An 11,737-nucleotide genomic window follows, 5' to 3' on the forward strand; every position below is an offset into this window, starting at 1 on the left:
CCAGGGCCGGAGCTGCCGTGCGCCGCCACCGGAAGATTTCTCGCGAACCGGGGGCAACCATCCGTCCCGCCCGAGGGTCACATCAAGTGCGAGCAAAGCGCTCTCAATGACCCAAGGGGGAAATATGCGAAAGATCCGCAATGTCGCGACTGCCGGTGCCTTAGCGGCACTCGCGGTGGGTGCCGGGACGGCGTTCGCCACGACCGCCTCCGCCGCCCCCAACGTCACCCCGCAGGGCGTCTGCGGCAGTGGCTACAAGACGGTCAACTCCGCGCCCGTCGGAACGCTGGGCACCGTCTACCTGACGTACAACGCCAAGAACGGCAAGAACTGCGTCGCGACGATCCGCACCAACCCGGGCACGGCCAAGAACATGTCCACGTACATCTACGTCCCCGCCACCGACGAGTTCGACGAGGACTTCGGCAGCTACACGTCGTTCGCCGGACCGGCCTACGTCTACGGCAAGGGCTACTGCGTGAGCTGGGGCGGCAACATCGCCAACGTGTACGTGAACGTGGAGAACTCCAACTGCGCGTCCCTGAAGGAGACCCGGACCACCGAGGTCCGCTGATCCTGCTGATCGACCCTCCGAGAGTTCCCACACCGCCGCTTCCCGTGGTCCGACGTCTCCCGGGAGGTGTTCGGAGCCGCAGGCGGTGCGGGTTCTCCCGGAGGTGCACGACCCGCCGTCGGGCGTGCGGGCCCTGCCGGGCCCCGCGTCGCACCGCCGGCCGGCCTCCGGTCCGCGGCCGAATATCGGGTGCGCGGCCGTCGGCGTACGAGGGAGACTCCCTGGCATGGTCGACATGGGCATGTTCCGGGACGAGGTCGCGAGCTGGGCGGCGGGCGGCTCCGGCCGGCAGGCGGGGGAGCTGGCCGGACTCCTGGGCGTCCGCACAGTGATCCTGCTGGAAGGGCTGAGCGACCTCGCCGCCGTGGAGGCACTGGCCGCTCGGCGGGAGCGTGACCTGGCGGGCGAGGGCGTGTGCGCCCTGTCGATGGGCGGGGCGATGAGTGTCGGACGCCACGCGGGGATCCTCGGAGCGCCGGGCCTCGGCCTGCGCCTGATCGGCCTGTGCGACGAGCGGGAGAAGCCCTACTTCGACCGGGGCCTCGACCCGTCCTGGACACCCCGCCCGAGCGTCCATGTCTGCGCGGCGGACCTGGAGGACGAGCTGATCCGCGCGCTGGGCACGGCACGCGTCGAGGAGATCGTCCAGGACGCGGGCGAACTGCGTGCCTGGCAGACCTTCGTACGGCAGCCCGCTCAGCTCGGCCGCCCGCGCCACCAGCAGCTGCGCCGCTTCCTCGGCACGAAGAAGGGCCGCAAGATCCGCTACGGCCGCCTCCTGGTCGAGGCCCTCACCCCCGAGCAGGTGCCCGCGCCCCTGGACGATCTCTTCGCCGACCTGTGACTTCTCCCACCCGCTCTTGCCGGGGCCGGGAACGCTTACCTACGTTCGGTCGCATGTCCCACCACGGCCACGCCCTTCCCGGCGAACCGGACGAACCCGCCACCGCGAGCGATCACGCCGCCGAACGTCCGGGCGCCTCCCCGACGACCGAACTGGTCCTCGACCTGAGTGCCCACGAACTCCTCCGGCGCGCGCACGTCCTGGACGCCCTCGGCGCCGACTGGGACCCCGTGGCCGCGCTGCAAGGCGAGGAGGCGGCGTACGAACTGCTGTACTCCGGTCTCGACGCGGAGCAGCAGCGTGTGTACGACGAGCTGGTCGCGGCCGGTGTGCTGCCGAGGGGAGGTGGTGGCCGTGCTTCCGCTTGATCCGCAGGCCGACGTCGGGCGCCGCGCCTGGGTGGCCTGCCCGAACTGTGACGACCGGCGCGGATGCGACACCTGCGCACAGGGCCGCACCTGCTCCGAGCACTGGCGCTATCTGCTCTCCAACGTCGGCAGCCTGCTCCACCTGCAGTGCCGCTCGTGCACCCACATCTGGACCCACGAGACCCATTTCGGCGCCACCCGCACCCCCTGGGAGCGCATCACCAGCGGTCTGCGGCGACGCTGACCGGGCGCGTGCGGCGGCCGGCCCGGTGAGCCCGGCCGACGCGGCCGTGGCGGGCGCCGGCCGGTGAGGCCGGACGGCCGATGGGCGCTCGCTTTCGGATGACCTCACCGTCTGTCGCCGGGAGCGGCGGGCCGCCGGGGCCGAGGATCTCGGTCGGCGGACATCCCTGCCTGCCTCGTCCGCCCGGAGGCAGCCGTGCACATCCTGCTCCTAGCCAGCGCGTTCAACAGTCTCACCCAGCGCACCCACGCCGAACTGCGCGACCGAGGCCACACCGTGGCCGTCGAACTCGCCCTGCCCGACAGCCCGTTGCCGGATCTCGTGCGACGGCACGCACCGGAACTCGTCGTCGCGCCCATGCTGAGAACGGCGATCCCCGAGGAGGTGTGGAGGGCTCACACCTGTCTGATCGTCCACCCCGGCCCCGTGGGCGACCGTGGACCGTCCTCCCTGGACTGGGCGATCCACGACGGCGCCGGCGAGTGGGGCGTCACGGTCCTGCAGGCCGAGGAGGAGATGGACGCCGGAGCCGTGTGGGCCCACGTCGCGTGCCGGATCACGCGGGTGTCCAAGAGCGAGCTGTACCGGGGCGAGATCGCCGACGCGGCGAGCGAGGCCGTCCTGCTCGCGGTGGAACGCTTCGCCTCGGGCACCTACACACCGCGCGAGCAGGACACGACCGACGGGACCGCCGTCCCCTCCGGCGGATCCGACGCCCGCCCCCGCCCGCGCACGCGTCCGTACCTCGACCAGGGCGTCCGGCGGATCGACTGGGCCCACGACTCCACCGAGGACGTCCTGCGCAAGCTGCGCGCGGCCGACTCGCAGCCCGGTGTGCTGGACGAACTGCTCGGGGGAGAGTGGTACCTGCACGGCGGCCACCGCGAGGGCGTGCTGCGCGGACGGCCGGGCGAGCTGCTGGCGACCCGCGCCGGGGCGGTCTGCCGGGCCACCCGGGACGGCGCGGTGTGGATCCCCGAACTGAGGCCCCGGCGCGGACCGGGCCGGCCGCCGACCTTCAAACTGCCCGCCGTACGGGCCCTCGGCGACCGGCTGCCCCCGCTGCCCGAACACGCCCCGCCCCGGCTCCCCTGGGCAGGGGAACCGGCCTGGTCGGACATCCGCTACCGGGAGGACGGGCACGTCGGGTTCCTCTCGTTCTCCTTCCCCGGCGGCGCCATGAGCACGGAGCAGTGCCGCCGCCTGCTGGCCGCCTACCGGGAGGCGTGCGCGCGGCCCACTTCGGTGCTGGTGCTGGGCGGCGAACGCGACTTCTTCTCCAACGGGATCCACCTGGGCGTCATCGAGGCCGCCCCCGACCCCGCCGCCGAGTCCTGGGCGAACATCAACGCCATCGACGATCTGGTCGAGGCGGTCCTGACGACGACGGACCGCCTGGTCGTCGCCGCGCTCGCGGGCAACACGGCGGCCGGGGGCGTGATGCTCGCCCTGGCGGCCGACGAGGTCTGGTGCCGGTCGGGAGCCGTGCTGAACCCGCACTACCGCCTGATGGGCCTGTACGGCTCGGAGTACTGGACGTACACACTGCCGCGCCGGGTCGGCGCCGACGCGGCCCGGCGGCTCATGCGCGAGGCCCTGCCGGTCAGCTCGGCGAGCGCACTGAGCCTCGGCCTGGTCGACCGCGTCGTCGACACCGCTCCCGACGGGTTCGCGCGGGAGGCGGCGGCGCTGGCGGGGCGCCTGGCCTCGCTCCCGGCGACGCAGACCCGGATCGCGGCGAAGAAGACGGAACGGGACCGGCTGGAGAGCACGACACCCCTGGCCGGGTTCCGCGCCGGGGAGCTGGCCCGCATGCGCCGTACCTTCGACGACCCCCAGGCCCCGTACCACGCGCTGCGCCGCGCCTTCGTCCGCAAGGAGCGGCCGGTCCGCACCCCGCCGCACCTCGGGCCCTTCTGACGGATCTCCGTGGCGTCGCGACGCCCGGCACGCCCTCTCGCCGCACCGGGCGAAAGACCGAGTACGTCCAGTACGAGGTCCTCCGCCCGGCACACCGAGAGCACGCACCGAACGCCGCTCCTTCTCCCACGGAGACCCGTCAGCAGGGCCCTGGCCCCGCCCCGGTTGCGTGAACCGGCCCGGTGGGCGGAGGCGCCGGCGTCACCGGAACGGCCCCCGTCGGCGTCCCACCCCGGCCGCAGGGCTGCTACGAAGAAAAGCGAAGGCCGAAAGAGAGGCTTTCATCCCTTACCTCCCCAGGAGGCGGTCCCCATGACTGAGGCGACACCGGGAACGGTCGATGCCGCGAACGCGGGCGGCGCGCCCGCCGACGAGGCCCCCACGATCCACATTCTCTGGATCAACGCGGGCCTGAGCTGCGACGGCGACTCCGTCGCGCTGACGGCGGCCATGCAGCCCAGCATCGAGGAGATCGTGCTCGGTGTGCTGCCGGGGCTGCCGAAGATCGCCGTGCACTGGCCGCTCATCGACTTCGAGTGCGGCCCGATCGGCGGCTCGGACACGTTCATCGAATGGTTCTTCAAGGGGGAGCGGGGCGAGATCGACCCGTTCGTCCTGGTCGTCGAGGGCTCCATCCCCAACGAGGCGATCAAGCCCGAGGGCTACTGGTGCGGCTTCGGCGACAATCCGGAGACCGGTCAGCCGATCACCACCAGCGAGTGGATCGACCGGCTCGCCCCGAAGGCACTGGCGGTCGTCGCCATCGGCACCTGCGCCACCTACGGCGGCATCCACGCCATGGCCGGCAACCCGACCGGCGCGATGGGCGTGCCGGACTACCTCGGCTGGGACTGGAAGTCCCACGCCGGCATCCCCATCGTGTGCGTCCCCGGCTGCCCCATCCAGCCGGACAACTTCTCCGAGACGCTCACCTATCTGCTCTACCAGGCCGCCGGCTCCGCCCCGATGATCCCGCTGGACGACAAACTGCGTCCCACCTGGCTGTTCGGCGCCACCGTGCACGAGGGCTGCGACCGCGCGGGCTACTACGAACAGGGCCAGTTCGCCCTCTCGTACGACTCGCCCACCTGCCTGGTCAAGCTCGGCTGCTGGGGTCCCGTCGTCAAGTGCAACGTGCCCAAACGCGGCTGGATGAACGGGATCGGCGGCTGCCCCAACGTCGGCGGCATCTGCATCGCCTGCACGATGCCCGGCTTCCCCGACAAGTTCATGCCGTTCATGGACGAACCCCCCGGCGCCAAGGTGTCGAGCGGCGCCAGCGGGGCGTACGGCGCCGTCGTCCGCAAACTGCGGTCCATCACCGCCAGGACGGTGGACAAGGAGCCCAAGTGGCGCCGTACCGGAGACAAGATCACCACCGGATACCGGCCACCTTGGTGAGCCGCGGCACCTAGCCCGCCCCCGCTTTCCGCACCCCCACCCCAACCTCCCGCGCAGTGACGCAACGAAGGGCACGCACACTGATGGCACCGAAGACGACGACGGCCGGCGACGGCAGTGGCCTGGTGGAGATGGCCTGGGACCCGATCACCCGGATCGTGGGCTCCCTCGGCATCCACACGAAGATCGACTTCAAGCAGAAGCGGGTCGCGGAGTGCTACAGCACGTCGTCGGTCTTCCGCGGCTACAGCGTCTTCATGCGCGGCAAGGACCCCCGCGACGCCCACTTCATCACCAGCCGCATCTGCGGCATCTGCGGCGACAACCACGCCACCTGCTCGGTGTACGCGCAGAACATGGCGTACGGCGTGAAGCCCCCGCACCTCGGCGAGTGGATCATCAACCTCGGCGAGTCCGCGGAGTACATGTTCGACCACAACATCTTCCAGGAGAACCTGGTCGGGGTCGACTACTGCGAGAAGATGGTCAAGGAGACCAACCCCGGCGTCCTCGAACTCGCCGAACGCACCGAGGCCCCGCACGCCGCCGAGCACGGCTACCGCACGATCGCCGACATCATGCGCTCGCTCAACCCCCTGGAGGGCGAGTTCTACCGCGAGGCGCTCCAAGTGAGCCGCTACACGCGCGAGATGTTCTGCCTGATGGAGGGCCGCCACGTGCACCCCTCCACGCTCTACCCCGGAGGCGTCGGCACCATCGCCTCCGTGCAGCTCTTCACGGACTACATGAGCCGCCTCATGCGGTACGTGGAGTTCATGAAGCGCGTCGTGCCCCTGCACGACGACCTGTTCGACTTCTTCTACGAGGCTCTGCCCGGCTACGAGGAAGTGGGCCGCCGCCGCGTCATGCTCGGCTGCTGGGGCGCGCTCAACGACCCCGAGTACTGCGACTTCACCTACGCCAACATGACCGACTGGGGACGGAAGATGTTCGTCACCCCGGGCGTGGTCGTGGACGGCAAGCTGGTCACCAACGACCTGACCGAGATCAACCTCGGCATCCGCATCCTGCTCGGCAGCTCTTACTACGAGGACTGGCAGGGCCAGGAGCAGTTCGTCACCCACGACCCGCTCGGCAACCCGGTCGACCCGCGCCACCCGTGGAACCAGCACACCATCCCCGCCCCGCAGAAGCGGAACTTCGACGACAAGTACAGCTGGGTCATGTCCCCGCGCTGGTTCGACGGCAAGGACCACCTCGCCCTGGACACCGGCGGCGGCCCCATCGCCCGCCTGTGGTCCACCGCCCTGTCCGGGCTCGTCGACATCGGCTACATCAAGGCCACCGGCCACAGCGTCGTCATCAACCTGCCCCGCACCATGACCAAGCCGGAGACCACCTTCGAGTGGAAGATCCCGAAGTGGTCCAACGCCCTGGAACGCAACCGCGCCCGCACCTACTTCCAGGCGTACGCCGCCGCCGTCGCCCTGCACTGCGCGGAGAAGGGCCTCGCGGAGGTCCGCGCCGGACGCACCCAGACCTGGGAGAAGTTCGAGGTCCCGGACGAGGGCATCGGCGTCGGCTTCACCGAGGCCGTCCGCGGTGTCCTCTCCCACCACATGGTCATCCGCGACGGCAAGATCGCCAACTACCACCCGTACCCGCCGACCCCGTGGAACGCCAGCACCCGCGACACCTTCGGCACCCCCGGCCCGTACGAGGACGCCGTGCAGAACACGCCCATCTTCGAGGAGAACACCCCGGAGAACTTCAAGGGCATCGACATCATGCGCGCCGTCCGCAGCTTCGACCCCTGTCTGCCCTGCGGCGTCCACATGTACGTCGGCGGCGGCAAGACCGTGAAGTCGATGCACGTGCCCACCGGCCTGAGCGGACTGGGCGGATGAGCGCGCCGACGACGGCCCGCCCCGTCGACGCCGAACAGACCGGACGCCGCGTCGAGGAGGTACTCGACCGGCTCACCGCGAGCGGCGACCCCGCCGCCGCCGAGGCGGCCGAGGAACTCGTGCGCTCCCTCATGGACTTCTACGGAGCCGGTCTGGCCCGCATCCTCCACCTGCTGTCCTCCGCGCCCGGTGAACCGTCGAAGGGACTCCTCGGCGACGAGGTGGTCGCGAGCCTGCTCGTCCTGCACGACCTGCACCCCGAGGACCGCGACACCCGCATCGCCCGCGCCCTCGGCAGCGTCCGCGAACACTCCCTGGACGTCGTGGACTTCGACGAGGACAGCGGCACGCTACGGGTCCGCGCCCGGGAGAGCGGCGGCTGCGGCTGCGGCTCCGGCGCGGACGCCCGGCAGGCGGCCGAGGCGGCTCTGGCCTGCTTCGCCCCCGAAGTGAAGGCCGTCGAGGTCGAGACCGCACCCGCCGGGCCCACACTCCTGCAGATCAGCACGGCACCCACGGGGGCCCGATGACCGCGACCGCCAGCGGGCTGAGGAGGTTCCTGACGGCACGCCCGCCCCGGCCCGAGCGGTGCGAACTGTGCGCGGCGGCGGTCCCCGGCGACCACCGCCACCTCGTCGACACCGACAAACGCGCCCTCGTGTGTGCCTGCGCCCCCTGCGCACTGCTGATGGAACAGCCGGGCGCCGCCGCGGGCCGCTTCCGCACGGTCCCGGACCGCTACCTCACCGACCCCGGCCACCGGCTGGACGACACCGCGTGGGAGGCGCTGCAGATCCCCGTCGGCGTCGCCTTCCTCTTCCGCAACGCCGCACTCGACCGGCTGGTCGCCCTCTACCCCAGCCCGGCCGGCGCCACCGAGAGCGAACTCGACCCGGACACCTGGGCAGCCGTCCTCGGCGACAGCCGGCTCGCCGCACTCCTCGAACCCGACGTGGAGGCCCTGCTGCTGCACCGCACCGACGGCCGCTGCGAGACCCACCTCGTCCCGATCGACATCTGCTACGAACTCGTCGGCCGCATGCGCCTGTCGTGGCAGGGCTTCGACGGCGGGGCCGAGGCCCGCACCGCCCTGGACGCGTTCTTCGCGGACGTCACCCGCCGCGCCCGGCCCGTGGACGACACACGCGGCGCGGCCCACGAGCCGCCGCGTCCGGCACGGACGGCGGTGCGGCCGTGACCGAGTTCTCCTTCGCCTGCACCGGCGTTCGCGCCGACCGCTACGCCGCCGGACCCACCCTCGTCTTCCGGCTGCGCGTCACCGCCGCGGGCAACGCGCCCGTGCACGCGGTCGCCCTGCGCTGCCAGATCCGCATCGAACCCGCCCGCCGCGGCTACGAACCCGCCGAGGCCGCCGGCCTGACCGACCTCTTCGGCGACCGCTCCCGCTGGGGCAGCACCCTCCAGCCGGTGCAGTTCGCCCAGGTGTCCGTCATGGTCCCGAGCTTCACCGGAGAGATCGAGACCGACGTCGTCGTGCCCTGCACCTACGACATGGAGATCGCCGCCACCCGCTACCTCACCGCCCTCACCGACGGCGAGGTCCCCCTGCTGATGCTCTTCTCCGGCACGGCGTTCACCGGAGCCGGCGGCTTCCGCGTGGAACCGGTCCCCTGGGACCAGGAGGCGGCCTTCCGGATGCCGGTCACCGTCTGGCGGGAGATGGTCGAGCAGCACTTCCCCGGGTGCGGCTGGATCCGCCTGCCCCGCGACACCATGGACGCCCTCCTCGCCCACCGCTCACGGCACGCGCTCCCCTCCTGGGAGGCGACCCTCGAGGACCTGCTCGACGGCCGCGCCGCCGCCGAGCCCCCCGCGCACGACCCGCTGCGCGCCCTCACCGGCACCGGAAGGACCGAACCGTGACCCTGACCGCGTTCGCCGCCGAGACCGAGGAGCGGTTCGCCCTCGCGCGGCAGGTGGCCGACGCCGTCCTCTTCGAGGGCTATGTCCTCTACCCGTACCGCGCCTCGTCGGCCAAGAACCGGCTGCGCTGGCAGTTCGGGGTGCTCGTACCGCCCGCCTGGGGCGCCGAGTGCGAGGAGCACGACTTCCAGCACACCGAGTGCCTGATGGAACCCAGGGCGGGCGCGACCCTCTCCGTCGAGGTGCGTTTCCTGCACGCCCGGCGGCGCACGGTGCAGCGCGCGCGCCCGGACGGCGGCTTCGACACCGTCACCGAACTCGACCTGGACGACCGGGTGCTGGTGCCCTGGGACGAGGGGTTCGAGGAACGCGTCGAGGTGATCGCGCCGGTGGACGCCCTCCTCGGCGACGGCGTCACCCACCCCTTCCGGCTCCCGGAGAGGGAGGACACCGTACCCGTCCTCGACGCCGCCGGCCGTACCGTCGGCCGGCTGCTGCGGCGGAGCGAGGCGGTCAGCGGGACGGTGCGCCTGTCCGCCCGCGAACTCGACGGCCCCTACCGGACCCTGCGGCTGACCGCCGTCGTCGAGAACACCAGCGACTGGACGCCGCCCGACGGCCGCGCCGCCGACCGGGACGCGGCCCTGCCGCACTCCCTGGTGGCCACCCATCTGCTCATGGCCCTCAGCGCCGGTTCGTTCCTGTCGATGACCGATCCCCCCGAGTGGGCGAAGGGCGCGGTCGCCGCCTGCCGCAACCTGCACACCTGGCCCGTGCTCGCCGGCGAACCCGGCCGGGCCGACCTGGTGCTGTCCTCGCCGATCATCCTGGAGGACCATCCGGCCATCGCTCCGGAGAGCCCCGGCGCGCTCTACGACGCCACCGAGATCGACGAGATCCTCGCGCTGCGTACCGCCGCCCTCACCGACGAGGAGAAGCGCGAGGCCCGGGGCACCGACGAACGGGCGGCGGCCGTGATCGAGCTGGCGGAATCGATGCCGCCCGAGGTGCTGGAGCGGCTGCACGGAGCGGTGCGCACTCTGCGGGAGGTGACCGGCCCCGGCCTCGCCGACGCCGGAGTCGGCTTCCCCGACGAGTTCGGGGTGCAGCGGCCCGACACCCCCTGGTGGGACCCGGCGAGCGACGCGGGCTTCGATCCGGCACGGGACCACGTGGTCGTGGACGGCCGCCAGGTGGGCCGGGGCAGCCGGGTCGAACTCCACCCGGGCCTGCGGCGCACCGACGCACAGGACATCTTCCTGCGCGGCAGCACCGCCACCGTCGAGGCGGTGCTGCACGACGTCGACGGCGGCGTGCACCTGGCGGTCACCGTGGACGGCGACCCCGGCGCCGACATCCGCCGCGAACAGGGCCGCTTCCTGTACTTCCAGCCCGACGAGGTCACACCGCTGGAGGACGGCACATGAACTCCTCCGCGCAGCCCGGCCCCAGAACCCTGGTCGCCGGCATCGGCAACATCTTCCTCGGCGACGACGGCTTCGGTGTCGAGACCGTACGGCGGCTCGCCGCGCTCGGACCGCCCGCCCACGTGGAGACCGTGGACATCGGGGTGCGGGGCGTCCACCTCGCCTACCAGCTGCTCGACGCCTACGACACCCTCGTCCTCGTGGACGCCACGGCGCGGGGCGGGGCCCCCGGCACGCTGTACGTCATCGAACACGAGACCGCGGGCCAGGGTGCCGAGCCGCCGGCCCCCGCCCTGGACGGCCACCGGATGACCCCCGACACCGTCCTGGCCCTGCTGGCGACCCTGTGCGCCGGCACCGGCGGCGAGCCACCGCGCCGCGTCCTGGTCGTCGGATGCGAACCGGCCTCGCTGGAGGAGGGCATCGGCCTGAGCGTGCCGGTGTCCGACGCCGTACCGCGGGCGGTCCGGCTGATCGAAGAGCTGCTGCGGGACGGTGAGCCGTCCGCGGCACGGGCCTCAACCGCTGAGGCCGCGACATGAGGAGAGACGGGATGAAGAAGATCGTCATCGGCGGAGCGGCCCTGGCCGCCGTGGTCGTCCTCGCCGCCGAGGTGCTGCCGGACGTCAGGCGCTATCTGCGGATCCGCCGCATGTGACGGGCGCGAGGAGCACGGGCTCCCGTGCGGTTGGGTCGAACGGTGTACCCGCCGAGCGGTCACGGCGTGCCGGGCCGTTCGACCCGGCTCCGCCCCCTCTAATGAACCCCGGTGCGAGCCAGGCAGCCGGCGGAAGGACGCAAGCCCATGCACGAGATGTCCGTCGCGCTGGCCGTCGTCGACCAGGTCGCCGAGGCTGCCGACCGGGCCGGGGACGTTACGGCGGTACGAGCCGTACGGCTCCGGGTGGGCGAACTCGCCGGCGTCGTACCCGACGCACTCGCCTTCAGCTTCGAACTGGCCTGCGCCGGAACCCTGTTGGAAGGCGCTGAACTGGTCACCGAAGCGGTGCCGGGGCGGGCCCGCTGCACGCCCTGCGCCCACGAATGGGCGGTCGGCATGCCGCCCCGGCTGACCTGCCCCGCCTGCTGCGGAACGCGGACCGACCTGCTCGCGGGCCGGGAACTGCAGATCGTCGACGTGCGCTGGTTGAACGACGGCACCGCGCACCCGCCCACCCGCGAACCCATCTCCGAGGAGCGCTGAACC

General features: G+C 72.1%; 14 protein-coding genes. All 14 read left to right on the forward strand.

Features of this window, described 5'->3' with window-relative positions:
• Positions 1-124 precede the first annotated feature (124 nt).
• The 14 genes from SCAB_RS41540 (at position 125) to SCAB_RS41600 (ending at position 11,734) form a co-directional block, all read left to right on the forward strand.
• Positions 125-574 carry a hypothetical protein gene (locus SCAB_RS41540; RefSeq protein WP_037728840.1) on the forward strand — a complete coding sequence of 150 codons (450 nt, stop codon included), beginning with the start codon at positions 125-127 and terminating at the stop codon, positions 572-574.
• Positions 575-800: 226 nt separating this feature from the next.
• Positions 801-1,418 carry a TOPRIM nucleotidyl transferase/hydrolase domain-containing protein gene (locus SCAB_RS41545; RefSeq protein WP_041670195.1) on the forward strand — a complete coding sequence of 206 codons (618 nt, stop codon included), beginning with the start codon at positions 801-803 and terminating at the stop codon, positions 1,416-1,418.
• A 53-nt stretch (positions 1,419-1,471) separates the two neighbouring features.
• Complete coding sequence (locus tag SCAB_RS41550) at positions 1,472-1,786, forward strand: DUF6400 family protein (RefSeq protein WP_013006065.1); 315 nt, start codon at positions 1,472-1,474, stop codon at positions 1,784-1,786.
• Positions 1,773-2,030 (forward strand): hypothetical protein, encoded by a 258-nt coding sequence (locus SCAB_RS41555; RefSeq protein ID WP_041671240.1) that lies wholly within the window; start codon positions 1,773-1,775, stop codon positions 2,028-2,030. Before SCAB_RS41550 ends, SCAB_RS41555 begins: the two co-directional genes overlap by 14 nt.
• A 195-nt stretch (positions 2,031-2,225) precedes the next feature.
• The gene (locus SCAB_RS41560; protein ID WP_013006067.1) at positions 2,226-3,950 is read left to right on the forward strand and encodes a hydrogenase maturation protein; all 1,725 of its coding nucleotides are present in this window, start codon (positions 2,226-2,228) and stop codon (positions 3,948-3,950) included.
• A gap of 312 nt (positions 3,951-4,262) precedes the next feature.
• Entirely contained in the window at positions 4,263-5,351 is a 1,089-nt protein-coding gene (locus SCAB_RS41565; protein ID WP_013006068.1) for an NADH-quinone oxidoreductase subunit B family protein, read from the forward strand.
• 83 nt (positions 5,352-5,434) lie between these two features.
• Entirely contained in the window at positions 5,435-7,219 is a 1,785-nt protein-coding gene (locus SCAB_RS41570; protein WP_013006069.1) for a nickel-dependent hydrogenase large subunit, read from the forward strand.
• Complete coding sequence (locus SCAB_RS41575; RefSeq protein ID WP_013006070.1) at positions 7,216-7,749, forward strand: hypothetical protein; 534 nt, start codon at positions 7,216-7,218, stop codon at positions 7,747-7,749. The genes SCAB_RS41570 and SCAB_RS41575 overlap by 4 nt, the downstream gene beginning before the upstream one ends.
• Positions 7,746-8,417, forward strand: a complete 672-nt coding sequence (locus SCAB_RS41580; protein WP_013006071.1) for a DUF5947 family protein — start codon at positions 7,746-7,748, stop codon at positions 8,415-8,417. The genes SCAB_RS41575 and SCAB_RS41580 overlap by 4 nt, the downstream gene beginning before the upstream one ends.
• Complete coding sequence (locus tag SCAB_RS41585; protein ID WP_013006072.1) at positions 8,414-9,103, forward strand: DUF6084 family protein; 690 nt, start codon at positions 8,414-8,416, stop codon at positions 9,101-9,103. The genes SCAB_RS41580 and SCAB_RS41585 overlap by 4 nt, the downstream gene beginning before the upstream one ends.
• Positions 9,100-10,530, forward strand: a complete 1,431-nt coding sequence (locus SCAB_RS41590) for a hypothetical protein (RefSeq protein WP_013006073.1) — start codon at positions 9,100-9,102, stop codon at positions 10,528-10,530. Before SCAB_RS41585 ends, SCAB_RS41590 begins: the two co-directional genes overlap by 4 nt.
• A complete protein-coding gene (locus SCAB_RS41595; protein WP_013006074.1) occupies positions 10,527-11,072 on the forward strand; it encodes a hydrogenase maturation protease in 546 nt (181 codons plus the stop codon). Before SCAB_RS41590 ends, SCAB_RS41595 begins: the two co-directional genes overlap by 4 nt.
• An 11-nt stretch (positions 11,073-11,083) precedes the next feature.
• Entirely contained in the window at positions 11,084-11,188 is a 105-nt protein-coding gene (locus SCAB_RS49505; RefSeq protein WP_020114735.1) for a DUF6893 family small protein, read from the forward strand.
• Positions 11,189-11,335: 147 nt separating this feature from the next.
• Positions 11,336-11,734, forward strand: coding sequence for a hydrogenase maturation nickel metallochaperone HypA/HybF (locus SCAB_RS41600; protein ID WP_013006075.1), 399 nt, complete (start codon positions 11,336-11,338; stop codon positions 11,732-11,734).
• Positions 11,735-11,737 lie beyond the last annotated feature (3 nt).

Origin of the sequence: Streptomyces scabiei 87.22 (genome assembly GCF_000091305.1) — a bacterium.
In the GTDB taxonomy this organism is placed as follows: domain Bacteria; phylum Actinomycetota; class Actinomycetes; order Streptomycetales; family Streptomycetaceae; genus Streptomyces; species Streptomyces scabiei.

Coding starts and splice junctions, on each gene's coding strand:
- SCAB_RS41595 (WP_013006074.1), top strand. CDS start 10,527: ATGAACTCCTCCGCGCAGCCCGGCCCCAGAACCCTGGTCGCCGGCATC.
- SCAB_RS41600 (WP_013006075.1), top strand. CDS start 11,336: ATGCACGAGATGTCCGTCGCGCTGGCCGTCGTCGACCAGGTCGCCGAG.
- SCAB_RS41540 (WP_037728840.1), top strand. CDS start 125: ATGCGAAAGATCCGCAATGTCGCGACTGCCGGTGCCTTAGCGGCACTC.
- SCAB_RS41545 (WP_041670195.1), top strand. CDS start 801: ATGGTCGACATGGGCATGTTCCGGGACGAGGTCGCGAGCTGGGCGGCG.
- SCAB_RS41570 (WP_013006069.1), top strand. CDS start 5,435: ATGGCACCGAAGACGACGACGGCCGGCGACGGCAGTGGCCTGGTGGAG.
- SCAB_RS41575 (WP_013006070.1), top strand. CDS start 7,216: ATGAGCGCGCCGACGACGGCCCGCCCCGTCGACGCCGAACAGACCGGA.
- SCAB_RS49505 (WP_020114735.1), top strand. CDS start 11,084: ATGAAGAAGATCGTCATCGGCGGAGCGGCCCTGGCCGCCGTGGTCGTC.
- SCAB_RS41580 (WP_013006071.1), top strand. CDS start 7,746: ATGACCGCGACCGCCAGCGGGCTGAGGAGGTTCCTGACGGCACGCCCG.
- SCAB_RS41565 (WP_013006068.1), top strand. CDS start 4,263: ATGACTGAGGCGACACCGGGAACGGTCGATGCCGCGAACGCGGGCGGC.
- SCAB_RS41550 (WP_013006065.1), top strand. CDS start 1,472: ATGTCCCACCACGGCCACGCCCTTCCCGGCGAACCGGACGAACCCGCC.